The sequence below is a fragment of the Candidatus Methylomicrobium oryzae genome (genome assembly GCF_016745425.1).
GTDB classification, from domain to species: domain Bacteria; phylum Pseudomonadota; class Gammaproteobacteria; order Methylococcales; family Methylomonadaceae; genus Methylomicrobium; species Methylomicrobium oryzae.
Map to the genome: position 1 here is coordinate 263,054 of NZ_JAERVK010000003.1, position 25,158 is coordinate 288,211.

Annotated in this window: 20 protein-coding genes; 10 read left to right on the forward strand and 10 right to left on the reverse strand. The window is 57.0% G+C overall.

Annotated features, from left to right (window positions below):
• The first annotated feature begins 205 nt into the window (after positions 1-205).
• The 4 genes from JJL52_RS04760 to JJL52_RS04775 all read left to right on the forward strand — a co-directional run bounded on the left by JJL52_RS04760 (position 206) and on the right by JJL52_RS04775 (position 7,242).
• Positions 206-1,573: a TolC family protein gene (locus JJL52_RS04760; protein WP_236994046.1), complete on the forward strand. Its 1,368-nt coding sequence runs from the start codon at positions 206-208 to the stop codon at positions 1,571-1,573.
• A complete protein-coding gene (locus tag JJL52_RS04765; protein WP_202051251.1) occupies positions 1,570-2,742 on the forward strand; it encodes an efflux RND transporter periplasmic adaptor subunit in 1,173 nt (390 codons plus the stop codon). The genes JJL52_RS04760 and JJL52_RS04765 overlap by 4 nt, the downstream gene beginning before the upstream one ends.
• Positions 2,739-5,849, forward strand: coding sequence for an efflux RND transporter permease subunit (locus JJL52_RS04770; RefSeq protein WP_202051252.1), 3,111 nt, complete (start codon positions 2,739-2,741; stop codon positions 5,847-5,849). Before JJL52_RS04765 ends, JJL52_RS04770 begins: the two co-directional genes overlap by 4 nt.
• Before the next feature lie 88 nt (positions 5,850-5,937).
• A complete protein-coding gene (locus JJL52_RS04775; RefSeq protein ID WP_202051253.1) occupies positions 5,938-7,242 on the forward strand; it encodes a hemolysin family protein in 1,305 nt (434 codons plus the stop codon).
• 552 nt (positions 7,243-7,794) lie between these two features.
• Here JJL52_RS04775 and JJL52_RS04780 read toward each other — a convergent pair.
• Positions 7,795-8,973 carry a transglycosylase SLT domain-containing protein gene (locus JJL52_RS04780; protein ID WP_202051254.1) on the reverse strand — a complete coding sequence of 393 codons (1,179 nt, stop codon included), beginning with the start codon at positions 8,971-8,973 and terminating at the stop codon, positions 7,795-7,797.
• A complete protein-coding gene (locus JJL52_RS04785) occupies positions 8,970-9,656 on the reverse strand; it encodes a histidinol-phosphatase (protein ID WP_202051255.1) in 687 nt (228 codons plus the stop codon). The genes JJL52_RS04780 and JJL52_RS04785 overlap by 4 nt, the downstream gene beginning before the upstream one ends.
• Before the next feature lie 152 nt (positions 9,657-9,808).
• Here JJL52_RS04785 and JJL52_RS04790 point away from each other — a divergent pair, with 152 nt between their 5' ends.
• On the forward strand, positions 9,809-10,390 hold the full coding sequence (locus JJL52_RS04790) for an RNA pyrophosphohydrolase (protein WP_202051256.1): 582 nt from the start codon (positions 9,809-9,811) through the stop codon (positions 10,388-10,390).
• Positions 10,391-10,433: 43 nt separating this feature from the next.
• On the opposite strand, the gene cpdA is transcribed toward JJL52_RS04790, so the two are convergent.
• From cpdA to JJL52_RS04820, 6 genes are all read right to left on the reverse strand, one after another.
• Positions 10,434-11,201 (reverse strand): 3',5'-cyclic-AMP phosphodiesterase, encoded by a 768-nt coding sequence (gene cpdA, locus JJL52_RS04795; protein ID WP_202051257.1) that lies wholly within the window; start codon positions 11,199-11,201, stop codon positions 10,434-10,436.
• 9 nt (positions 11,202-11,210) lie between these two features.
• Positions 11,211-12,527: an amino-acid N-acetyltransferase gene (gene argA / locus JJL52_RS04800; RefSeq protein ID WP_202051258.1), complete on the reverse strand. Its 1,317-nt coding sequence runs from the start codon at positions 12,525-12,527 to the stop codon at positions 11,211-11,213.
• A gap of 285 nt (positions 12,528-12,812) precedes the next feature.
• Positions 12,813-14,510, reverse strand: coding sequence for a dihydroxy-acid dehydratase (gene ilvD / locus JJL52_RS04805; RefSeq protein WP_202051259.1), 1,698 nt, complete (start codon positions 14,508-14,510; stop codon positions 12,813-12,815).
• Between the two features lie 80 nt (positions 14,511-14,590).
• Complete coding sequence (locus JJL52_RS04810) at positions 14,591-15,268, reverse strand: TIGR04211 family SH3 domain-containing protein (protein WP_202051260.1); 678 nt, start codon at positions 15,266-15,268, stop codon at positions 14,591-14,593.
• A 40-nt stretch (positions 15,269-15,308) separates the two neighbouring features.
• Entirely contained in the window at positions 15,309-16,211 is a 903-nt protein-coding gene (argF, locus tag JJL52_RS04815; RefSeq protein WP_202051261.1) for an ornithine carbamoyltransferase, read from the reverse strand.
• Positions 16,208-17,395, reverse strand: a complete 1,188-nt coding sequence (locus tag JJL52_RS04820) for an acetylornithine transaminase (RefSeq protein ID WP_202051262.1) — start codon at positions 17,393-17,395, stop codon at positions 16,208-16,210. Before JJL52_RS04820 ends, argF begins: the two co-directional genes overlap by 4 nt.
• A 173-nt stretch (positions 17,396-17,568) precedes the next feature.
• Here JJL52_RS04820 and grxD point away from each other — a divergent pair, with 173 nt between their 5' ends.
• The 4 genes from grxD (at position 17,569) to JJL52_RS04840 (ending at position 22,410) form a co-directional block, all read left to right on the forward strand.
• The gene (gene grxD, locus JJL52_RS04825) at positions 17,569-17,892 is read left to right on the forward strand and encodes a Grx4 family monothiol glutaredoxin (RefSeq protein WP_236994047.1); all 324 of its coding nucleotides are present in this window, start codon (positions 17,569-17,571) and stop codon (positions 17,890-17,892) included.
• A gap of 233 nt (positions 17,893-18,125) precedes the next feature.
• Positions 18,126-19,691, forward strand: coding sequence for a hypothetical protein (locus JJL52_RS04830; protein WP_202051263.1), 1,566 nt, complete (start codon positions 18,126-18,128; stop codon positions 19,689-19,691).
• Positions 19,692-19,702: 11 nt separating this feature from the next.
• Positions 19,703-21,604, forward strand: coding sequence for a cytochrome c peroxidase (locus JJL52_RS04835; protein WP_202051264.1), 1,902 nt, complete (start codon positions 19,703-19,705; stop codon positions 21,602-21,604).
• A gap of 107 nt (positions 21,605-21,711) precedes the next feature.
• A complete protein-coding gene (locus JJL52_RS04840; RefSeq protein WP_202051265.1) occupies positions 21,712-22,410 on the forward strand; it encodes a metallophosphoesterase family protein in 699 nt (232 codons plus the stop codon).
• A gap of 49 nt (positions 22,411-22,459) precedes the next feature.
• On the opposite strand, the gene JJL52_RS04845 is transcribed toward JJL52_RS04840, so the two are convergent.
• Entirely contained in the window at positions 22,460-23,245 is a 786-nt protein-coding gene (locus JJL52_RS04845; RefSeq protein ID WP_202051266.1) for a sterol desaturase family protein, read from the reverse strand.
• The gene (locus JJL52_RS04850) at positions 23,233-23,922 is read right to left on the reverse strand and encodes a TIGR04283 family arsenosugar biosynthesis glycosyltransferase (RefSeq protein WP_202051267.1); all 690 of its coding nucleotides are present in this window, start codon (positions 23,920-23,922) and stop codon (positions 23,233-23,235) included. Before JJL52_RS04850 ends, JJL52_RS04845 begins: the two co-directional genes overlap by 13 nt.
• Positions 23,923-24,335: 413 nt before the next feature.
• Here JJL52_RS04850 and aqpZ point away from each other — a divergent pair, with 413 nt between their 5' ends.
• The gene (aqpZ, locus tag JJL52_RS04855) at positions 24,336-25,025 is read left to right on the forward strand and encodes an aquaporin Z (RefSeq protein ID WP_202051268.1); all 690 of its coding nucleotides are present in this window, start codon (positions 24,336-24,338) and stop codon (positions 25,023-25,025) included.
• Positions 25,026-25,158 lie beyond the last annotated feature (133 nt).

Sequence of the window (25,158 nt, forward strand, 5' to 3'; positions counted from 1 at the left end):
ATCGAAAAAATAATTGCGCCAAATTTTATTCGAACTGCCGAAACCCGGAATTATCTTCTATAGCTCTCTCTTGAGATTCATGGAGTTGCCGATGTTTGAGCCCTATCTGCTCCGTTGACAAAATAGAATTGACAACATGCGTATAAGCACTGGCATGCATTTGAAGAGCGCGCGTTTTTCTTCTGCAATTTCTGTTTTGGTCCTGATGAACGGGTGTGTTGCGCCCGCGTATCAGCCACTTCTACCGCCGACCTACATGCAGGACTTCAAAAGGACTGCCGACGATTCGGTTTCCGTTCCTGAAGCCGAAGCGGTATCTCTCAAAGATGAAAAGCCCTCTTCGCCGCAAATTCAGGCGAAGGAATTCAATTTAAATCAGGTCATTCAAACCGCCTTAAAGGCCGATCCGGTCATTCTGTCGGCTTTTGAGAATATTCATCAGGCTGAAGCGGACCTGATCACCGCCGGACTTTTACCGAATCCCGATGTGTCGGTGAGCGGTTCCCTGATGCCTTTGGATCGAACGTTTACGGTGGACCGACAGGGTGGTCCGCCGCAATTCGATGCCGGAATTTCGATGCCGATCGACTGGTTTTTATTCGGCAAGCGTGCCGCCGCGATAGTCTCCGGTCAGCACGGTGTGGATATTGCAGCGGCGGAATTCGCCAATACGGTCAGGCTTCGGATCGCTTCGGCGATTTCCGCCTTTTATACCGTGCTCGAAGCGCAGGCAATGTTGGAGTTGGCGCAGGAAAACAATGCCAATCTGACCCGGGTCGAGCAGATTATTCTAAATCGCGTGGCCTTGGGGGGCGTCGGCACGATAGAGGCGGATAGGATTCGTTTGTCCATCTTCAGCAGCCACCGTGATGTCCATGCGCGGGAGCTTGAGCTGAATGCGGCGCTGAATCAATTGCGTGCCTTGCTCGGCATTGCCGGAAACGTGCAGGTCGCGGTCAAAGGAAGTTTGGACGTGGCCGATCCCGCTACGCCGCTCGAAATCGAAAAGGCTTTCAAGCTGGCGGAGGAAAACCGGCCCGATCTTTTGTCCCTGCAACGCCAGCTCGACAAGGCGAATGCCGATATTGCCCTGGAGGAACGCAACGCCTATCCGCAAGTCGTGCCGAAAATCGGCTATACCCGCCAGTTTCAGCAGCAGGCCATCGGTTATCCGGATGCCAATTCCTGGGGAGCCGGTGTCGACATTGTCGTGCCGCTTTTCGACCGCAATCAGGGCAATATTGCCAAGGCGCGTTCGGTATTGATCCAGTCCAGAGCCAATCTGCAAGCGCAGTTGACTGCGCTGCGCAGCGAAATCGATCAGGCGGTCAAGGCGTTTGCCTCCGCTCACCAGGTTCTGGTCAATGATGACCCTGGCCAATTGGATGCGGCCAAAAACGTGCGCGACAAAATCAACCAGGCGTATGAATTGGGCGGTAAGACGCTGATCGAGGTATTGGATGCCCAGCGAACCTACCTTGAGACCTACCGTTTGCATATCACCAGCCGTTCCAGTTACTGGCATTCACTTTCTCAACTCAATGCTGCCGTCGGCAAAGAAGTCTTGCGATGACCCATCCTTTTTTGCCCCGTTTCGGCAGGCGTGTGTTTTTTTACGGTGGCTGCATCATCGTCGCCGTGGCCTTTTTGTTGATGATGGCTTCCGGGCATCCCGGCCATGCCGGTCAGAACGCCCCCGACAACACGGCGGTAGTAAAACTGGCCGGTCCTAGGACCGTTGCGGTTAGGGCGGGCAGCCTGCTTGAACAAAAGCTGGATATTTCGACCGTTCCTAAGGACCAGATTACTACCCCCCTATTGCTGGCGACGGGTTCCGTCGTCGCCCATTTGGCGCCGGGATCCAACCCGAGCGAAGATCGTTGGCAATTCAACAGCATCGAACTTTCGGGCGTCTATGCAGATTGGCAACGCGCGCGGGCGGAAAAAGAATTCAATATCAAACGGCTGGAAAAGATCCGCCAATTGACCGCTGCGCAGACCCATTCCCAAAAGCTGGTAGTGGACCGTTTACGCAAGCTGGTCGCGACCGGCACCGAAGCGATTCGCGATCTGACTGCCGCGGAGGCGAATCTGTTGCAAGTGCAGCTGGAAGGCCAGAAGGCAGTCTACGAGGCCGAGACCGCGTTGACGGTCGCGACTCGCAACCGTGCGGCATTGGAAAGAACCTTGCTGCAAGACGGCGTCGATCCTTCGTTGCTGGAAAATGCCACCTCCGGCACGTCCTTGATCAAGGCGGATGTTCCGGAATTGAAGATCAATCTGGTTTCGGTGGGGCAGGCCTGCGTGACCAAATTTTATGGCCTGCCGGGACAGTCCTTCATCGGTAAAGTCAAGAGTCTGGCTCCGGCCTTGTCGGCGGAACAGCATACTTTGCGGGTGTTCTTCGAGCTGCCGGATCCGGATAATAAATTCAAGCCGGGCATGTACGCGGAAATCGGCCTCGGCACCGATCCCCGGATGGCGATTCTGGTGCCCTCGGATGCGATTTTGCACAGCCGGAACGCCGATTTTGTGTTCATAGGCGATGGGCCGGAACGATGGAAAATCACTGAAGTACTGGTAGGGGAAAGCATCGGCGACCGGGTCGAAATTCTGCAAGGCCTGAAGGGCGGCGAAAAAATCATCGGCAATGGCGCGATCCTGTTGAAGCCGATGCTGGTGCAGGCGTTGCTGAATGAAGATATTGCCAGAGAAATGCAGCCCGAGGGTGTAAAGGAATGATCCCACGCCTGCTGAACAATGCGATGCACCATCGCCTGATCGTGCTGGGCATCGCGGTGATTATCACGCTGCTGGGGCTGTGGTCTTTTTCCAGGATGCAGATCGATGCCTATCCCGATATCTCGGCACAAATGGTGCAAGTGATCACGACCTATCCGGGGAGGGCGCCCGAGGAGGTTGAGCGCCAAGTCACGGTACCGATCGAAATTCAGATGCGTAACGTGCCGCGCGTCGATACGATCCGTTCGCGCACCATCTTCGGTTTATCGGTCGTGCAGTTGATTTTCGAAGAGGGCGTCGAGGGGTACTGGGCCAGGCAGCGGGTCCAGGAAAAGCTCACCGGTCTCGATTTGCCGGACGGCGCCTCGGCCGAATTGGGGCCCTTGGCGACCGCCTACGGCGAAATCCTGCGTTATGAGCTGGTTTCGGACGGGCGCTACGATCTGATCGAACTGCGTTCGATCAATGACTGGACCGTGATACCACATTTATTGCGCGCTTCCGGCGTCGCCGACGTGAGCAATTTCGGCGGTTACGAGAAACAGTACGCCGTACTGATGAATCCTGCGCAATTGCAGCGTTTCGGCCTATCTTTGAGCGATGTGGTCGACGCGATCCGGACCAACAACGAAAGCGCCGGCGGCAGCGTGTTGTCGCGCGGGAGCATGTCTTTCGTCATCAGGGGACGCGGTGCGCTGCAAAGCGTCGAGGAAATCGGCAATATCTTCATTAAATCGCATGGCGGCACGCCGATCTATGTGCGCGATGTGGCCGATGTCGAGATCGATTCGAAAGTACCTTCCGGGATTCTCAGCAAAAACCGCAACGATGCGACGATCGAAGGCATTGTGCTGATGCGGCGAGGCGAAAATCCTTCGACCGTGCTGAACCACGTCAAGGACGTCATTACGGTGCTGAACCAGGTCGATCTGCCGCAGGGCGTGCAGGTGGTGCCATTCTATGACCGTTCAATGCTGGTCAACAGCACCCTGCATACGGTCAGCCACAGCGTCTTGCTCGGTATTTCGCTGGTGACGGTGGTGCTGCTGTTCTTTCTGGGACGCCCCTCCCTGGCCTTGCTCGTCGCCTTGACGATTCCGTTTTCGCTGTTGTTCGCGTTGGTGCTGATGAACGCGATCGGCATTCCTATCGGCCTGCTCTCGATCGGGGCGATCGACTTCGGCATCATCGTCGACGGCGCAGTGATCATGGCCGAAAACATCGCCCATCGTCTGCATGAGGCGAACCGGCAACAAAGTCGGATAGGCGCCGTCAAAACGGTGCTCGATGCGTCGCTGGAGGTCGAACGCCCGGTCTTTTTTTCGATCCTGATGATCGTCGGCGCCTTTTTGCCGTTGCTGACATTGACGCACATCGAAGGCTTGCTGTTCCGGCCGATGGCGTTGACGATATTATTCGCTCTGTTCGGCGCGATGCTGTTTGCGTTGTTCGTGGTGCCGGCCCTGGCCAGCTATCTGTTTCGGCACGGTTACCGGGATTGGGAGAACCCGCTGCTGAGGTGGCTTTATCCCCGCTACTCCAGGCTGCTCGAAACCTTGATGCGCCGCCGCTGGCCTACCGTGATGGCCGCTGCAACCGTGCTGGTGGTCAGTTTGGCGGCCATCGTGCCGCGTCTCGGCACCGAATTTCTGCCTTACATGGATGAGGGTGTCGCCTGGGTACGGGCGAATTTTCCGGAAGGCACCGCCTTGCAGCAGACGTCCAAGTTCGGGCAGCGGCTGCGGCAGATTGCGCTCGAATTTCCCGACATCGATTTCATCGTCGTGCAGGCGGGACGGAGCGACAGCGGCACCGATCCTTTTCCGCCCAGCCGGATAGAGATGCTGATCAGCCCCAAGCCGCGCGATCAGTGGGTACAGTTTTCAAGAAAGCAGGAACTCCTGGCCGCGCTGGGAAAGCGCTTTCGCGCCGAGTTTCCGACCACGCGCTTTAACTTTACCCAGCCCATCATCGACAGCGTGACCGAGGACGCGAACGGCACCTCGGCGAATCTGGCGGTGGAGTTTTCAGGCGCCGATTCGGACGTCTTGCTGCGCCTCGCACAAAAAACCAAGGAATTGCTGGCGAGGGTACCGGGGGCGGAGGATGTCAGCATCGAACAGGAAGGCCCTCAGCCGCAATTGGTGATCAAACCGGATCGTTTCCTGTGTGCGCGTTACAATGTGAGTATCGAAGATGTGAATCGGCTCATCGACGTTGCGGTCGGCGGTTCGCCGATCGGCCATTTATTCGAAGGAGAACGGCGCATCGACATTGTTGCCCGCTTTGCCAAGGAATACCTGAGCTCGCCTGCCGCGATAGGGCGGCTGCCGGTCTACAATACCGAGGGCATACCGATTCCTTTGGCGCAGGTCGCGCATATCGATATCATCGATGGGCAGACGATCATTGCCCGCGGAGACGGCCGCCGCCGATTGACGGTGCGTACCGATATCGTGAACCGCGATCAGGGCGGTTTCGTAGCGGAAGCCAAAAATCTTTTCGCGAAAGAAATCACCGTTCCGAGCGGTTATCGGGCGGCTTGGCTGGGCATGTTTGAAAATCTGGAACGCGCCGCGCAACATTTCACCATTCTAGTGCCGATGAGCATCGGCGTGATCTTCATGTTGCTGCTGGCGACTTTCGGTTCGCTGCGCGCGGCGCTCATCCTGCTGTTCGCGATTCCTTTTGCGTTTGTCGGCGGCGTAGTGGCGCTGTATCTGCGCGACATGCATTTGAACGTGTCTTCGGGGGTCGGATTCGCGGCGGTTTTCGGCGTGTCGATCATGAATGGGGTGCTGATCGTCCGTACGATCACCGAACTGCGTATGAACGGTGCCGCGCTCGAAGCGGCGATCATTCAGGGCTCGGTGCGTTGCGTCCGGCCGATTCTGATTGCCTCGTTGGTCGCGATTCTGGGATTGGTGCCGGCATCGCTGGCGACCGGCCTGGGGTCGGATGTCCAGCGACCTTTGGCGACTGTCATCGTGTGGGGACTGTTTAGCGCTACGGTGATGACCGTGCTGTTGGTGCCGGTGCTCTATCGCTTGTTCGAGCCGCCGATTGGTTTGCCGACAGAGGAAGAGCTCGAATTGGATAAGGATTAACGCCATTTTGAGCTGAATACGCGCCCGTTCGTGTAAAATCCGTTCTTTAAATACTTGAACCGTACCTGACGGGACTGGCGGCTGCATCATGGACATTGCGCTTATTTTTATTTTGATTCTGATTAATGCCCTCTTCGCCATGTCGGAAATGGCATTGGTTTCATCCGGCAAAGTAAGGCTGCAGAAATTGGCGGACGAGCATCGGCCGGGCGCCCAAGCCGCCCTGAAACTTCATCAGGAACCTTCGCGCTTTTTATCCACCGTCCAGGTCGGGATCACTTCGGTAGGCATTCTGAACGGCGCAGTAGGCGAGGGCGTACTGGCTGAGCCGTTGGCTGACCAGTTTCGGCAAGTAGCGTATCTTGCACCTTATGCTGAAAATCTGGCGCTAGCGGTAACGGTCATCTCGATCACTTATTTTTCGGTCGTGGTGGGCGAACTGGTGCCCAAACGCTTGGCATTGCTGCGCCCGGAAAACATCGCCCGCGTGATGGCCGGGCCGATGAACGGCCTGGCCCTGATCGCCGCGCCTTTGGTGTGGCTTTTGTCCGCTTCCAGTAACGTGCTGCTGCGCATGATCGGCGCCCATAAGCTCCGGAAGGTGACGGTGACCAACGAAGAAATCAAAATCCTGATGGACATCGGTTCGGAAGCGGGCGTGTTCCATGACCAGGAAGGACTGCTGGTCTCGAATGTGTTGAAGCTCGACGAGCAGCGGGTCGGTGCCATTATGACGCCGCGCAAGGATATTTTTATCGTCGATCTGGAGAGCGGCGAGCAGGCGGTCAAACGCCTGATTGCCGATTGCCCTTATGCGAAGGTCGCAGTCTGCCGCGGTGGTGTCGAAAATGTCCTGGGCATTCTACACCGCAGCGATTTGTTGAAAATCCTGATGGACGGGGGAGAATTCGACATTGAGCCTGTGCTGCGCGCGCCGCTGTATGTGCCCGATTCGTTGATGCTGCCTGAGCTTCTGGCGTTTTTCAGGGAAATGCACGACGAGTTTGCGCTGATCGTGAATGAATACGGCGAACTGGAAGGCCTGGTTACCTTGAGCGATGTATTGAAAGCGATCGTGGGCGATTTGCCGAGCCCGGAAGCCGAATTCGATCCCGACATCGTACAGCGCGACGACGGCTCCTGGCTGGTGGACGGCAGTGTCTCGATCGCCCGGCTGAAATCGGCGATCGGCATGACGGGGCCGTTTCCCGGCGAGGCGGTAACGGCGTTCAATACCGTCGGGGGATTCATCCTGTTCTATCTGGAAAGAATACCCCATGTGGCGGATCACTTCGTTTACGACGGCTGGTATTTCGAAGTGGTCGATGTGGACGGCACGCGAATCGACAAGGTTCTGGTTGCAAATGAGAAGGCCCGTCCTAAAAGCGAATAGGCTGCCGCTTTGGGGCGTGGCGATTCCGCCGGACGGGTTTTTTAACCCGTCCGCACGTTTTAATGCGAATTAAGCGCTGTATCGGTATTGCTCCATCCACCTACTATTTGCAGAGCAAATCCCCCCTGCCCCCCTTTTTCAAAGGGGGGATATTGCCGGCAGACTCGCTCTCTTTTCAAAAGGGATATCGCCAGTCTATAGTCTGTAGGATGGGTAGAGGCGACAGCCGAAACCCATCATGGATAGCTATAGTACTTCGTATTGATGGGTTTCGCTTCGCTCTACCCCATCCTACCTTGCTTTCCCCCTTTGAAAAAGGGGGGCAGGGGGGATTTGTTAAGCAGCTTTCACAGCGTAACGGCCTTTAACTCTTACTACGTATTTTAGCGAAGCGGTGCAGTCGGTTTGAACTGTTCGAAAACACAGGCAAACCGGCCTTTGGGGACATCTCCGAACGGTACGAACGGGATAAATATCCCGTCCGGCGTTTGGACCGCGGTCCCGCAACGCGGGACTTCGGAAAACAAGACATAGCGCAATTGTCCTGCCAACTCAATAAAAATTGCCGTGCAGGCCCGGTATGCCGATATTCTGGATGTGAACCGCATTGCGGCCTTCTTCGTAGGCCAGCAGTCTGCCTTCCTCGCGCCAGAGCCTGAAAGCCAGCGCATACGATAATACCCGCACCGGATAGCCGCGCGGCATTTCCTGCAGATAGGGCTGGATGGTCGTGAAGTCGGACGCATGGTATTGGTCCATGATGAAACGTAAACCGCCGTTGGCCGGGCCGATATTGTAGGCCAGAAGGCCCAGGAACAGGTCGCCGTTCATTTCGTTCAGGTAGTGTTTGAACGTTGCGGCGGCAATGAAGGCGTTGTGCTTCGGGTTTTGCAGATCCAGTTTATCGACCTCCAATTGCTCGGCGGCTTCGCGGGTGATCGTTTTCGGCACTTGCGTGATCTGGAACAAGCCCCGGCCGCCGTCCGCGCTGTCCCTCGGCATGAACGAAGACTCGGCCGCCGCGATTCCGTGCAGGATATTCGCGTCGACGTCGAAAGCTTCGGCCGCCGCTTCGATCGCGGGCGTGAAGGGCGCGGCCCGGTCCAGTATTTTTTGCAGGTCCCGGGTGCCGTAGCGCCGGTATGCCGCATAGACTTGATGCGCCAGCGTCACGCGCCCGGCTTCTACTTTGCCGCCGACCAGCGTTCTGAAATGTCCGTAAGCCAGCGCGAAATTATCCTGCACGCTGATCCAACCGATCACGACGGCAAGGCCCGCGGCAACCGCCGGCGCCAAGATCTCGGCTTTCTGATGCAGCCGTTGGCGCAGCCGCCACCAGCCGAGCAGGAAAAATGCCGCCAGCAGGACCAGCAGCAATATACCGAACGCGAACGGCAGCAGGTTGGCGAAAAAACGGGTGCCGGTGAAGTGCTCGGCGGAATAGCCGAGCAGCACGATGATGGCCGAAATCGCGGCCCCGATGAGGCTGATCGCTTCGACCGCCAGCAGGGCCAGCTTGCGCTGCAGATAGCCGGGAGGCGGCGTTTTTTTCTTTTTCTTTTGAGTGGTTGATTTTGAGGCGGCGGGCGATTTCGAGGTGCTTTTTTTGCGCGGTGCCGAGGGCGATGGATTGCGTTTCCGGGCGGGTTTCGGCGGCTTTGCCCCGGCCGTGTCGGCCGTTTCCGTTTCGGGGAGGCTGTCCTGCTTTTCCATCGCGCGGCTGCCGGTCATTTATGCAGGTGATCGTCCGGACAGACGCCGTTGCGCAGGCTGATGATCGGCCATTTCGCCGATTCGGCGTGCTGCTTCAATATCGCGTCGGGATCGACAGCGACCGGATTTTCAACCTTGCTTAAGAGCGGCAGGTCGTTGTGCGAATCGCTGTAAAACCAGCTGTTTTCTAATGTCTCGTTCGAGTCTTGCAGCCAGTTTTCGAGATAGGCGACCTTCCCCTCCCGGAAGCAGGGCAGGCCGATGAAACCGCCGGTGTAGCGTCCTTCCTTAAATTCTGGCGTAGTCGCGAGCAGGTTTTCGATCCCGAACAGATTGACGATCGGTTCGGTTACGAAGCGGTTGGTGGCGGTAATCACCAGCAGCGTATCGCCGCGCTTTTTATGTTTGCCGACCAGTTCCAGAGCAGGCTGCAGCAGCAGCGGACGGATGACGTCCTCGACGAACTCGGCCCGCCATCGATGAAGTTGATCGGCGCTGTGCAGGGAGAGGGGGCGCAGCGAAAATTGCAAAAATTCGACGATATTCAAGGTGCCGCGTTTGTAGTCGTCGTAAAACTTCGCGTTCGCCAACTCGTACTCGTCCTTGTCGACGATGCCGCGGTCCACCAGAAACTGCCCCCATAGGTAGTCGCTGTCGTCGGCTATCAGGGTATTGTCCAAATCGAAAATGGCTAAACTCACGGGTATCCTGTCCAGATTAAAAGGCTAGCTGCCTATGGAAACTCGGTTGATTTTATGGTTCAATGAGGTATTCATTATAACTGCCTTACCTACCTCGTCATTTTATCATACGCGCGCCGAGGAAAAGGTGAGGTAAACAACAAGGTTTTAACATGATAGACTCGAAAGGATACCGGCCCAATGTCGGGATCATCCTTTGCAATGACGAGGGTCGCGTGTTTTGGGCAAAACGGATGGGGATGAATGCCTGGCAATTTCCTCAGGGCGGTATCAATCAAGACGAAGACCCCGAAACGGCGATGTATCGTGAATTGTGGGAAGAGACCGGGCTGCAGCAGCAGCATGTTCAGGTGCTTGGGCGGACGCGCTACTGGCTCCGGTATAAGTTGCCCGAACGTTATATCCGCAAAAATACCGCGCCGATCTGCATCGGGCAAAAGCAGATCTGGTTTATTTTGCGGCTGCTCACGCATGAATCGAACGTGCGCTTCGACCATTGCCCGAAACCGGAATTCGACAGCTGGCGCTGGGTGGATTACTGGGAACCGTTGAAAGATGTCGTTTATTTCAAGCGCAAGGTTTATCTGCGCGCGATGACCGAATTGAGCGAGATTCTGGCCATCGAAGGCTTGCCCGTCGATATGGCCGGCAAAACGGTTAAGGATCAGATGCCGCCTGCCAGGCTGAAAGGCAGCCGCCGGCCGAGACATAGAAAGGCTGCCGCCAAGGCATAACGGCTTTCAGGCAGGGGCAGTCAATAAAGGTCTATTGAGGTCTTTAAACCGCCGGGTTTTCGGGCAGGCGGTAAACGGCGGTTTCCAGGCTGCCGTCGGGGTAAAGACGAACAATCCGATAACCGGGCCCTGCGTCGTCAAGGCTGAAAGCGAGGCTATCGGGTTCGAACTGAAAGCAGGTCGAAGGCGCGCTGAATATGCGTACCGCATCGGTCTGCTGGTCCATCACCTGATGGATATGGCCGCAGGCGACCGCCCTGACTTTCGGGTACCGTCCCAGCACGGCAAGAAATTCCCCGCTGTTATCGATGATCATCGTATCCATCCAAAGGCTGCCGGTTTTCAGGCAGTGATGGTGCGCCGCAATCAGCGCATACCGGTCCGGGTAAGCGCGCAAGCCATCTTCCAGAAACCGCAATTCCTGTGCATCGATCCGTCCGCCCGGCTTACCCGGAATCAGGCTGCTCAAGGCAATGATCTGCCAATTGCCGAGAAACGTTTGTTTATTGCAGCTGACCCGCCCCCTGTTCAAAGCGCTTTGCATCAGCGCCGGATCATCATGGTTTCCCGGCAGGCAGATGCAGGGAATTTCCGCGCTCTGCAGCTTTTCGGCGATGCGCCGGTAACTGTCGAGGTAGGGTTCCTGGGTCAGATCGCCGGTGACCAGGATCAGATCGATGTCAGGATGCGCCGCCAGCGCGTATTCGAGCACCCGGTGAAAATAATACTCGGTGTCGATGCCGTACATCGTATCTCCCGGATGCGGAAGAAGATGCAGATCGGAAATTTGCAGGAGAGTATACGCCGGCATGGCTGGATTTCAGTCGATCTTTTTATTCAGTATCTTGGAGTTCCGCTGCGGATTATAAAGGCTCTTCAGCGAATCCGGCAGGCTTGTCAGGTCCGACTGGCTGAATCCGCGCTCGATGAACCAGTGCATCGTTTGCGTCGACAAGGCGTAGATCTTTTTCAGGCCTGACTGCCTGGCTTTGGCATAGGCATGATCCAGCAGCCGGCTGCCTCGCGAACCGCCCCGGTAGTCCGGGTGGACCGCGAGGCAGGCGATCACGCCGCTTCGGCTCGGTTCATCGTGATGCAGCGCGGTGCAGCCGATGACCAGCCCGTCGCGTTCGACGACGATATAATCGGCGATTTCCATTTCGATTTTTTCGCGCGAACGTTTGGCCAGGATGCCCTGCTGTTCGAGCGGCTTGATCAGTTCCAGAATGCCGCCGATGTCGTTCAGCGTCGCGGGCCGCAATTCTTCGAATGGGGTCGCGCTGATCAGCGTGCCGACGCCGTTGCGGGTAAACAGTTCGAGCAGTAGGGCGCCGTCGGTTCTCCGATCAACCAGATGGACGCGGCCGACGCCCGCGTTCGAACACTGGATCGCGGCTTTCAGCGGCAGGGAGACAATATTCGGCAGGTCCGGATGCCGATCGAGGAAATCGCCCGCTTCGGCGGTGGTCATTTGGAGGATCTGTTGGCCGCTGCGGGGATCGCAGAAACTCTGCTCGGTCAGCAGGATCAGCTTTTCGGCTCTCAAGGCGATTGCGACCTGGGTGGCGACCTGCTCGGCGGACAGGTTGAACACCTCGCCGCTCGGCGAATAACCGATCGGCGAGATCAGCACGACCGCATCCTGGTCGAGCTGCCGTTCGATCGCCGAGCCGTCGATCCGCCGGACTTCGCCGGTGTGGCCGTAATCGACGCCGCCGATTACGCCGATCGGCTTGGCGGTTACGAAATTGCCCGAGGCGACCCGGAGACCGTAGCCTGCCATCGGCGTGTTCGCGAGGCCTAAGGACAACAGCGCCTCGACCTCGACCCGCGCCGTGCCGGCCGCTTCCTTCACGCATTGCAGCGCCAGTTCGCTGGTAATCCGGAGATTGTTATGAAACAGGGCAGGGGCGTCCAGCTTTTTCAGACGCTCGTCGATCTGCGGACGAATCCCGTGCACCAGCACCAGGCGAATGCCGAGGCTCTTCAGCAGCGCGAAATCGTGGACCAGATGGTCGAAATCGGGGTCGAGCAGGGCCTCGCCGCCGAAATTGATTACAAAGGTTTTGTTCCGGTGCGAGTGGATATAGGGCGAGGAATCTCTGAACCAGTTAACGAAGGATTGGGCGGGTAGCATTAAAGGAAAGGATTGGGCAAAAATGTGATTTTTGTAGGTTGGGTTAGCGAAGCGTAACCCAACATTTACGGCTTCGATGTGTTGGGTTACGCTTCGCTAACCCAACCTACATTCTATCAATCCAGATTGTCGGTAACTGCACCTTTCGAAGCGGAGCTGACCAGTGCGTAGATTGGGCTGAGGTACGAAGCCCAACGGAACGAAGGCGATATCCTCGAAATGTTGGGCAATGTAAAGCTATTGCCCGACCTACCTCTGCTGAAGGTACGCAATGCGTACTCTACTTCAATCCAGATTGTCGGTGACCGCGCCTTTCGAAGCGGAGCTGACCAGTTTCGCATACTTCGCCAATACGCCGCGGGTGTAACGCGGAGCCGGCTGTTTCCATTTTTCGAAACGGCGGGCGATTTCGTGTTCGTTCACATGCAGCGTCAACTGATTGTTTTCGGCGTCGATCGTGATCTCGTCGCCGTTCTGCACGATCGCCAGCGCGCCGCCGGTATAGGCTTCCGGGGTGATGTGGCCGACCACGAAGCCGTGCGTGCCGCCGGAGAAGCGTCCGTCGGTGATCAATGCCACATCCTTGCCGAGGCCTTTGCCCATCACCGCCGAAGTCGGGGACAGCATTTCGCGCATGCCGGGGCCGCCTTTCGGGCCCTCGTAGCGGATTACGATCACATCGCCCTTGACGATGTCGCCGTTCAGGATAGCGTGCAGGGCCTGTTCCTCGGCGTCGAAGACTTTCGCCTTGCCGGTGAAGACCAGACCTTCCTTGCCGGTGATCTTGGCGACCGCGCCTTCGGCGGCCAGGTTGCCGTACAGGACGACCAGGTGGCTGTCTTTTTTGATCGGCTGATCCAGGGGCTTGATCATGTCCTGATCTTCCGGATACGGCTTAACCTCGGCCAGATTTTCGGCCAGTGTTTTGCCGGTTACGGTCAGGCAGTCGCCGTGCAGCAGGCCGCGGTCGAGCAACTCTTTCATTAGCGGCTGGATGCCGCCGATTTCGATCAGTTCGGCCATCGAGTAGCGGCCGCTCGGTTTCAGGTCGGCGACCATCGGCACGTGCTTGCCGATGCGGGTAAAATCGTCCAGGGTGAGATCGACGCCGGCCGCGTTCGCCATCGCGAGCAGATGCAGCACCGCATTGGTCGAGCCGCCGAGCGCGATGACGACCGTGATCGCGTTTTCGAACGCTTCTTTGGTCATGATGTCGTGCGGCTTGATGCCTTTCTTCAACAATTCGAGCACTGCGGCGCCGGCGCGTTCGCAATCCAGGCGCTTGTCTTCGGAGACAGCCGCCTGCGCGGAACTGTTCGGCAGGCTCATGCCCAAGGCTTCGATCGCGGAAGCCATCGTGTTTGCGGTATACATGCCGCCGCAAGAACCGGCGCCCGGGATCGCTTTCGCTTCGATTGCGGCCAGTTCCGCATCGTCGATCTTGTCGTTCGCGCGCGCGCCGACCGCTTCGAACACCGACACGACGTCGAGCTTTTTGTCTTTGTGGCAGCCCGGCAGAATCGTGCCGCCGTAAACGAAAATGGCCGGACGGTTCAGGCGCGACAGCGCAATCATGCAGCCGGGCATGTTCTTGTCGCAGCCGCCGATTGCGACGATGCCGTCGAAACCCTGGCAGCCGACAACGGTTTCGATCGAGTCGGCGATCACCTCGCGCGACACCAGCGAATATTTCATCCCTTCGGTGCCCATCGAGATGCCGTCCGAGATCGTGATCGTGTTGAAGATCACCGCTTTGCCGTTGGCCTGGTTGACGCCGCGCGCCGCATCGTCGGCCAGCTTGTTGATGTGCATGTTGCAGGGCGTGACCATGCTCCAGGTAGAAGCGATGCCGATCTGCGGTTTTTTGAAGTCTTCGTTCGTAAAGCCGACCGCGTGCAGCATCGCGCGGCTCGGCGCACGCTCCATGCCGTCGACGACCAGGGATGAAAAATGGCGGGTTTTATCGCTGCCGGAATTGGCCATGTATCTGTTCCAGGATAAGTTGAAAAAGCAAAGAAAAAAGCGGGCGCCGTTCTTTAAAGTCCAAGCGCCGGTATTAACGGTTAATAAAAAGTATCCCAATTGCTCGACTTGCGCCGCCAGCTCAGTTTCGGCAGGATGAAGCCCAGGAGCATCCCGATCGAGGCGACCATGCCGCCATAGAGAAACCAGTCCTGTTCCGAGCGGTCCTTCAGCGCCGCGTTTTCGCGCTCCAGCTGCTTGGCTTCCTTTTCGATCTGTACATAGCGTTCCTGGTAATTGTCGCGCTCGGTCTTGATCCGGATCGCGTCGGCCGACGTTCTTTTCAGCTCGCTGAGCTCATGGGTCAATTTATCGCGCTCTTTGGCCAGGGATTGTTCGAGCGTCGTGCCGGGCGTCAGGAACTGTTTCAGCTTGATCAGTTCGAGTTTCAGAGCCGCATTTTCGGATTTCAATGCGGCACTTTCACGGGTTGCCGATTCCAGCTGCGTTCGGCTGGGCGGTTCTTTCATTGTGTTACGGGTCAGGATATAACCCTCGGTGCCGTCTTCCAGCCGGACGCGGGAATAGCCGCTTTTCCTGCTGACTTCCAGCACGGTCAGGGGGGTGCCGGTTTCAAGCGAACGCACCAGGGCGCCTTTGTTGCTTTCCTCGCTGCGCAAGGCGATGATATGGGTGTCGGTCACATAGACCGTCTTATTCGGCTCTGCCGCCTGGACGGCGCCGACGATCAGCAGGGAAGCAATGAATAGGCGTTTCACGAATGGAATCTCTAGGGTCTGAGGAAATCCGATTTTAACGTTATTTACCCGGGATGAGAAATTCGAGCAGCGCTTTTTGGGCATGCAGGCGGTTTTCGGCTTCTTCGAAAACGACGCTCTGCGGCCCGTCGATTACCTCGGCGGCAACTTCCTCCCCACGGTGCGCGGGCAGACAGTGCATGAACAGCGCATCGGGCTTGGCGGCGCGCATCACTTCAGCGGTGATCTGGTAATCCTTGAACGCCAGTTCGCGCAATTTCTGTTCCTCTTCCTGCCCCATGCTGGCCCAGACGTCCGTGACCAGCAGGTCGGCATCTCTCGCCGCTTCGCTCGGAGCCGCAAAGAATTTTACGTGATCGCCTGCCGCTTCGACGATCGCCTGATTCGGACGATAGCCGTCCGGGCAGGCGATATGCAAATGAAAATCGAGCAGCATCGCGGCATGGATGTAGGAATGGCACATGTTGTTGCCGTCGCCGATCCAGGCGACCGTCTTGCCCTTGATGTCGCCGCGTTTTTCGAAATAGGTCTGCATGTCGGCCAGCAGTTGGCAGGGATGCTGTTCATCGGTCAGGCCGTTGATTACCGGCACGCGGGAGTTCAGCGCGAACGTGGCCACCATCTCATGGCTATGGGTGCGCAGCATCACGCAATCGACCATGCTCGAGATCACTTTCGCGCTGTCTTCGATCGGTTCGCCGCGGCCCAACTGGGTATCCCTGGGCGAAAGAAACATCGAGCTGCCTCCGAACTGCGCCATGCCGGCTTCGAACGAGACGCGCGTGCGGGTCGAAGACTTTTCGAAAATCATCGCCAGTACCTTGCCTTTGAACGGATAATAATTCCGGTCGCGATGTTTTTTCAGTTCGATGGCCCGGCTGATCAGTTTCCGGAACTCGTAGCCGGTAATGTCGAGGAGGCTGATGAAATGTCTGACTTTCATAGGGTTACATCTTGTGCTGTATAGTCTTTGACAAGACCGGATAAAGTGGCGACGAGCAATTCGATTTGGGCCTCATCGAAGATCAACGGCGGCAGCAGGCGGATCGTTTTTTCATTCGTTACGTTGATCAGCAGGCCTCTTTCCAGGGCGGCGGAAACCAGATCGCCGCACGGGCGATCCAGCTCGATGCCGATCATCATGCCTTTGTGGCGAATGTCGACGACGCCCGGAATGCCGTCCAGGCTTTCGCTGAACGCTGCGTGGATCGCCCGGCCGTGGCGTTCCGCCTGGTCGGCCAGCTTTTCCTGTTCCAGCGTGTCGAGAACGGCCAAGGCCGCGCTGCAGGCGAGCAGATTGCCGCCGAAAGTCGAGCCGTGGTTGCCTGCGGTCAGGACCTCCGCCGCTTTGCCGTGCGCCAGGCAGGCGCCGATCGGCACGCCGTTGCCGAGCGCTTTCGCAAGCGTGACTACATCGGGAAGTATCCCGTTGTGCTGGAAGGCGAGGAATTTGCCGGTGCGGCCGATGCCGGTCTGGATCTCATCCAGCATCATCAACAGATGATGGCGGTCGCAAAGGGCGCGAACCCGGTTCAGATAGTCCGCCGACGGCACATTCACGCCGCCTTCGCCCTGCACCGGTTCGACCAGTACCGCGACCACGCCGCTGTGTTCGGCCAGCGCCCGTTCGATCGCGGGCACGTCGTTATAAGGGACGCGGATAAAGCCTTCGACCAGCGGTTCGAAGCCCTGCTGGACCTTCGGATTGCCGGTCGCGCTCAAGGTGGCCAGCGTGCGCCCGTGGAAACTTTTTTCCATTACGATGATCCGAGGAATATCGATGCCCAGGCTATGGCCGTATTTGCGCGCGATTTTGATCGCGGCTTCGTTCGCTTCCGCGCCGGAATTGCAGAAAAAGACATTGTCCATTCCGCTCAGTGCGGCAAGCTTGGCCGCGAGGTTTTCCTGAACGGCGATTTGATAGACGTTCGATGTGTGCAGCAGGGTTTCGCTCTGTTTACAGATCGCGCGATGAACGGCCGGGTGCGCATGCCCCAAGCTGCAAACCGCGATGCCGGACAAGGCGTCCAGATAGCGCTTGCCGTCGGTATCCCATAACCACGCGCCGGACCCGCGCACGAAGGTCACCGGCAGGCGCCCGTAAGTCGGCATGATGTGACTGTTCATTTTCATTGACCTGTAAATGAAAAAACCGGCAGTAAACCCTAGCCGGCAGAAAAAAGGGCCGATTATAAATTTCTATTGTGTATCAGGCAAGTAGCGGCTTAAAGATTTGCTTTTTTAATGCGTTTAAACTTGCTAGAATCAGTTAATTTTCATTATCGAGTGTTAAAAAAATCATGAGTGTTATCGAAAGAATCCAATCCCAGCTGGAATCCAATCCTGTAGTTCTGTATATGAAAGGCTCTCCCGATTTTCCGCAGTGCGGATTTTCAGGGCAGGCGGTGCACATTCTGGATGCCTGCGGCGCAAAATACGCTTATGTCAATATCTTCGAAGATCCCGAATTGCGCGAAGCGTTGAAAAGCTACTCCAACTGGCCGACTTATCCGCAGCTTTACATTGCGGGCGAACTGGTCGGCGGCTGCGACATCATGACCGATCTCTACCAGAAAGGCGAACTGGCTAAAATGTTGAGCGCGGTCAATTCGGTCGCCGAATAACCCGCAACCCATTGTTTCTTTCCGAGCCTCGTCCCGCCGCGTCCGCGGAATCCGGGACGGTGCCGCCGTTTCTCTCTACGGCAATTGGGCCGGCCCATTCAAATCCGAAAGCGATAAGGCATCCGCAGCGACTGGATGCGTCCGTGATTTTGCCGCTGGTAATTCCGGTTAGACAGTATCAAAAATGCTTGTTAAGCTACAGCGCTTACACTTACACGACGGGGCGCAGGCGAATGCAAGGGCAGACAACTTTATGGCTGGGCGGTTTGACCGCGCTGTATCTGCTCTGGTTGACATTCTGGATTGTGTTGGGCGATCAGTCCTTCGGTCTGAACTTTTATAACTGGGATCAGGCTTCGGCAGCGATAGCGGCGGCGCTGGCCGCATTCCTAACTGCCCGTAAAACCGCGAGGCCTTACAGATTTTTTCTGATACTCCAGGGCCTGAGTCTGATCATGATGAGTTTGTCCTGGATTACCTACGATCCGGAGGATACTCATCAGGCTTTCCATTTCAGCGGCGGTCTGCCATCCTATTCGAGCATCAGCTACGGTGGATTCGCCTTTTTTGGCGTGTGCGCGTGGAGTTATCTGGTGCTCGAACAATGGCGGAGCTATCCGCCGACGGCGCTGACCCAAGGCGTCTTTGCGCTGTTGTTCGCCGGCCTGTTTTTGATTCTGGCCAATTTCTACTATCCCCAATATTTGCCGTTGCTCGGCGAGGCGGCGGGCCGCCTGGATGCGGTGGTGTCGGGTTTCGAGTTCCTGATGCTGGTTTCCGGACTGATTTCGGTTCTGCTGAAACAATCGCCGTCCGTCAGTATGACGCTGGTGGCGACCGCCTTGCTGCTGGCGAGCGACCTGGCCTACAGCGATAACGATGTGCCGTACGGCATCGAGGCGGTCTGGATGTTCGGACAATTATTGATGTTGGCCGCCCTGACGCAGTTCTCCGGCCTGCCGCAGAAAACCGAGAGCGGCCAGGAGCCGGGCAAGGGTCGGTCCGGTCTTTCGGCGCTGCTGATCTTGCTGTCGCTGGGCGGGCTGCTGCTGGCGGTCGCGGTGGGGTTTTTGCCGATTCACCGGGTATGGAAGTCATTTTATGGAGTATTGTTCGTGGTTGGGCTGGTCGTAATCGAGGTCTGGCTGACCGACCGCTTCGATGAGACGGTCAAATACCTGAAATCCCATGCGAAACACCTCTTGCGAAACCGCCTGGTCGGAGTAGACTGGCGCGCGGCCGATACGCGCATCTATACTGCGCTGCAATCGACCGGCCTCGGGGCTTATCTCGACTTTCTGGACGCCTCCGCGCGCCGGCTGAAGAAGGATGTGATTTTTTTGGGGCCGGAAAAACTGTTTCCTGCGTCCGCAACGGATGATGCCGGTTCGAAAACAAGAGCGTGCTTCCTGGTGATGCCTTTCAGTTACGCCTGGTCGAACGACGTCCACAAGATTCTGGCAGATGCCTGTAAAGCGCTGTCGGTGCAGGCGGTGCGCGGCGATGACGTGTTCACGCCCACCGATATCCTGGTCGATATCTGGAGGAGCCTCAATACGGCCGATTTCGTGATCGCCGACATCACCGGCCGCAATCCGAACGTGCTCTATGAGCTCGGCATCGCGCACACGCTCGCCAAGCCTGTGCTGATCATCTCCCGGAACGCCGGCGACATTCCGATCGATTTGAGCACCCGGCGCGTGATCCTCTACGGCCAGAACGAAGAAAACTGGCATGCGGACCTGGAACTAAAAGTCACCCAGGCGATCTCCGAAATCATCCGCGTTTACGGTTTGTAAAAAGAACATCCATGAAATCGTGCATTATCTCTCGGCAAACATTTCTTGCCGTCCTGCTGATCAATCTTTCAGGAATTGCCTGTCTCGGGGCGGCGGAGCCGCCGCTCGCGCCCGGTTACGGCAATCTGCAGTTCGCGTTGCCGGCACCGGGCACTTACGCGTTGCCGCCTTTGGGGGAGGCTGCAAACGGCAAGGTGCTGGACAGCGACGGCAAGACGATCGATCTCTACGATTTGATGGGCGACAAGATCGTGCTGCTCAGTTTCGTCTATTCGACCTGCAGCGACGTGAACGGCTGTCCCTTGGCGACCGCGGTGCTGCATAAAATCAAACGGCGCCTTGCCGATGAGAAAGATATCGCCGCCAAATTAAGGCTGATTACGCTCAGCTTCAATCCGGAGCACGATACGCCCGACACAATGGCGATATACGGCAAGGAGTTTCAGGCGCCGGGCATCGAATGGCATTTTCTGACGACGCGTTCCGAGGCCGACCTGCAGCCGATTCTCGAAGGCTACAAGCATACGGTGCAGAAGGTTTACGACGCGGAAGGCAAGAGCACCGGTACGTTTTCGCATGTGCTGCGGGTATATCTGATCGATACGGACAAACGCATCCGGAACATTTACAGCGTCTCGTTTCTGCATGCGGATACGCTGATCAACGACATCAAGACCTTGTTGAGCGGCCGACCCAATACCGCCGCGCCCAAGGCGGCTGCGGCCGGCAAGCCGTCTGTGTATCAGGCCGGGGATGACAAGTCCGATTATCAGAGCGCCGAATATCAAACCCATTCGCTGGCAATGAAGGAGCGGCGGGGCAAAGCGATCGACCTTTTGGAGGCGGCTCGAAAGCCGATGCTGGGCTTGCCGCCCGTGCCGGTGCCGAAGGACAATCCTTTAACCCCGGCGAAAATCAGTCTGGGCCGCAAACTGTTTTACGACCGTCGCCTGTCGCTGAACAAGACCTTTTCCTGCGCGATGTGCCATATTCCGGAGCAGGGCTTTACCAGCAACGAAATGGCGACCGCGGTCGGCGTCGAAGGGCGGACGGTCCGCCGCAACTCCCCGACGTTATATAATGTGGCTTATCTCGATCGCCTGTTTCACGACGGTCGCGAAACGACATTGGAGCAACAGGCATGGGGGCCGCTACTCGCGCACGATGAGATGGCGAATCCGTCGATCGGTTATGTGCTGGATACGGTCGCCAACAGCGAGGATTACCGGGGACTGTTTCAAAAAGCCTTCGGCAAAGGGCCGAGCATGGAAACCCTCGGGATGGCGATCGCCAGCTACGAGCGCACCTTGAACTCGGCCGATTCGCCGTTCGACCGCTGGTTCTACGGTAAGGACAAGAAAGCGCTGAGCGACCAGGCGCAGCAGGGTTTCAAATTGTTTACCGGCAAAGCCCGGTGTTCCGGGTGCCACACGGTCGATTCGAAATTTGCGCTGTTTACCGACAACGGCTTCCACAATACCGGGATCGGTTTTGCCGCGGCGATGGACGGCTCGAACGCAAAGCGCCGCGTGCAGATTGCGCCGGGCACCTTCGTCGAAGTCGACCGCGAGGTGATCGATTCGGTATCCGGCGACAAGGGCAACGATCTCGGCCGTTATGAAGTCACCCAAAAACCCGAGGACCGCTGGAAATACCGCACGCCTTCTCTGCGCAATATCGGTTTGACTGCGCCGTACATGCATGACGGCAGCCTGGGGACGTTAGAGGCAGTCGTGCAATTTTACCGGCAAGGCGGGCGTCCCAACGAAAACCAGGATTCTTTGATCCGGCCTTTGCCGCTGAACGATCGGGAAGCGGCGGCGCTGGTCGCGTTCCTGAAGAGCCTGACCGGTTCGAACGTCGGTGAGTTGGTAGGCGATGCGTTTGCGGCACCGATCGGCGATGCGAAATGACAGATTAGGTTTCTCCGGCTACGACGGATTTTGGTGCTGGAGAAGCTCAGCCGTTTGATGATAACATGGGGTTTTAAAATCGACGGAATCCGCGCTTAAGAGCGATCATGAACCCCAATCACCGAATCCTGTTTGCCGGCGATCCGCACGGAAATTTTCGGCCGCTGATCGAGGCGGTCCGGAAATGCCGTCCCGAAGCGGTCGTGTTGCTCGGCGATTACGATTTGGAACGCCCTTTGGAGCACTATCTGGCCGAGATCATGGGCCTGACCGAAATCTGGTGGATTGCGGGCAACCATGACTTCCAGTCGCCCTGCAAATACCACAGCCTGTTCAATTCCTCGCTTGCCGGCTACAGCCTGCACCTTCGCGTGAAGGAAATCGCCGGGCTGCGAATCGCGGGACTCGGCGGCATTTTTTTGGGTAGGGTCTGGTATCCGCCTGCCCCGCCGAAGTGGATCAACAAATGTCATTTCTTGAACAACCAGAAAACTGCGCAGCGTTATCCCGAGCTGTCGTTAAAATACCGTTCTGCAATTTGGCATGACGAGTTCGAAGCGATGAAAGCCCTGCAGGCCGATATCCTGGTCACGCACGAAGCCCCGTCCTCGCACCGGTTCGGATTTGCGGCAATCGGCGAGCTGGCCTCCGCGATGGGAGTGAAACACGTGTTTCATGGCCATCTGCACGAAAACTACTCCGCCACGATCCGGCGCAATATCCGCGTGGTGGGCGTCGCCGATCAGATGGTGGCCGATTTGGCCGGCAATCTGGTTAACGCCGGAGCATTGGCCGTTTCGGATTAGGTCTGCTTTTTCAAGCCGGCGGATCCGGGAAATTCGTAGCTGGCCGGTTTCAGCGTAAGGTTTTCAAAGGCAGCCGCAGCAGCCGGAGAAAACCCAATTCTTCGGGCTTTCGGTAAGGAGCCAAGCCGAGCGTCATCGTCATCTGCGGCTCTTTCGGATCGGCGGTATAGGTGCCGCACAGCCTGTCCCAGAGCGAAATCGAAAATCCGTAATTGCTGTCCGTTTCCACGCGCCGGGCCGAGTGGTGAATCCGGTGCATGTCCGGCGTGATGATCAGCCAACGCAGTTTCCGGTCGAGCGCGGGCCGGATATCGACATTGCTGTGATTGAAGGTCGCCGCGCCGTTCAGGACGATCTCGAAGAAGATCACCGAAGCCGGGTCGGCGCCGACCAGGAGGATACAGAGGACTTTATAAAGCATCGACAGCACGATTTCGAGCGGATGAAATCGGACCGCCGTGGTGACGTCGAATTCGAGATCGGTGTGGTGCACCTGATGCAGGCGCCAGAGCAGGGGCCATTTATGCATCAGGATGTGCTGGGCGTAGAGGGCGAAGTCGAGTAAGATCAGTGTAACGGCAACCGCCAGCCAATGAGGCGTCAGCACGAGGTTCAACATGCCCCAGCCGTGCGTTTGCGCGAATACCGCGCTCAAATAGGCGAAGCTGCCGATGGTGACTCCCATCAGGATCATGTTGAAAGCGGCCAGGCCCAGATTGATCGGCCAGCGCTGCCTGGGTCCAAGCTGCAGCATCCGTTTCGGACGCCAGCGTTCCCAGCCGGCCATGATCACGAAAATGCCCAGTGCGGCGGATAGGCGGATTACCGTTTCCAAAAGCGCCCCCTCTGATAAAGTACTGCCAACTTGGCCGGTTCGGCGCCGAAAAAATAGCGAAGGCGCAACGACCACATCAGCAAGACCGTCTTCCATACCCCAAATGATTCCCAGCGGCGGCCGGAACTAGTGGCTTTTGCGGTGAGACAAATCGGCGGGCCGATAGTTTTCAACAATTTTGACAAGGCAATGTCTTCCATCAACGCGATTTCAGGGTAGCCTCCTACGCCGAAAAAAGCCTGCCGGGTCGCGAAAATCACCTGGTCGCCGGTCGCGATCCCGGTCAGCCGGGAGCGCCAGTTCATCATCCGGGCGATTACCTTCAGCATCACGGGCCGGCCTCGCAGGCGGATATCGAAACGCCCCCATTGTCCGCCCTCCGCCAGATGCTGCTCGATCAGCCCCAGTGCCGCATCCGGTAACGCCGTATCGGCGTGCAAAAAGAGCAGCACATCGCCTTTCGCCTGCTGGGCGCCTGCGTTCATTTGCAGGGCTCGGCCTTTGCGGGCGGAAATCACCCGGTCGGCCAATCCGGAGGCGATTCTTACCGTAGCGTCGGTACTGCCGCCGTCGGCGACGATAATTTCGGCCCGGTTACGCAGCGGCTGCAGGGCGGCCAGGCAGTGGGGCAGGGACTGAGACTCATTCAGTACCGGAATGATGATCGAAAAATGCATAAAGGGCTCAATATAAAAAAACGTCGATTGTCCGCTATTCCTGATAGGGATACAGGCATGAGTCGATTTTTATTCTGGCGTAAAGATTCAAGCGTTTATCCCCGCCTCTTTATCCGGATGTTATTAACTGGAAAGAAATTGACAGTTTCCCGAAGCCTGTCTATATTGCCTCGTCGTTTTTAAAAATAATGAGGCAATTGATTTTATTGTTTGACCGTTCCCCTAAGCAAACGGAAAAAGTAAAGGCTTGATATCCTCAAGGCGGCTGTTATTCGTTTGTTTATTAATTTAAGTTTGTGATTGATGGGCCGTTATGGACTTTGGGTTCAGGACGGTGAGGAAGTATTCCGCAAGGGACGCGCATCCGCGCAGGATTATCCGAGTTATTTATCATGAATTGCAGGAGAATAAACATGAAGCAAATAGGCGCCGAATTTTTGGGAACTTTCTGGTTGGTTTTGGGCGGATGCGGCAGCGCAGTATTGGCGGCCGCGTTTCCGAATGTGGGCATCGGATTGCTGGGGGTTGCGTTTGCTTTCGGGCTTACGGTTTTGACAATGGCGTATGCGATCGGCCATGTTTCCGGTTGCCATCTGAATCCCGCCGTCTCTATCGGTTTATGGGCCGGCGGGCGTTTTCCGGCGAATAAACTGTTACCTTATATTCTGGCTCAGGTGGCCGGAGGACTGGTCGGCGGCGGCATCCTCTATCTGATCGCCAGCGGCAAAGCGGGTTTCGATGCCGCGGCCGGTTTCGCGGCTAACGGCTATGGCGAGCATTCGCCCGGCGGTTATTCTCTGGGCGCCGCGTTAGTGACCGAAGTCGTGATGACCATGATGTTTATACTGATCATTCTCGGCGCCACCGATCGCCGCGCGCCGCAAGGTTTTGCCCCTGTCGCGATAGGTTTGGGCCTGACTCTGATACATCTGATCAGCATACCGGTCACCAACACCTCGGTCAATCCCGCCAGAAGCCTTGGCGTCGCGGTTTATGCCGGCGATTGGGCACTCGGACAGGTTTGGCTGTTCTGGGTCGCTCCGATTGCGGGCGCGCTTTTCGGGGCCTACATTTATAAGTTCCTAGCCGAAGCGACGGATTAAAAAACCAACGACGCCGGGTTTCTAAAAAAATTATAAAAATCGTTCATTTGAATCGGCATCCGAGCTTCTCGACCTTTGTTAGAAGGAAAGGCTTCGAGAAGTTCCGGCACGCAGATAACAGGGCCATCACACA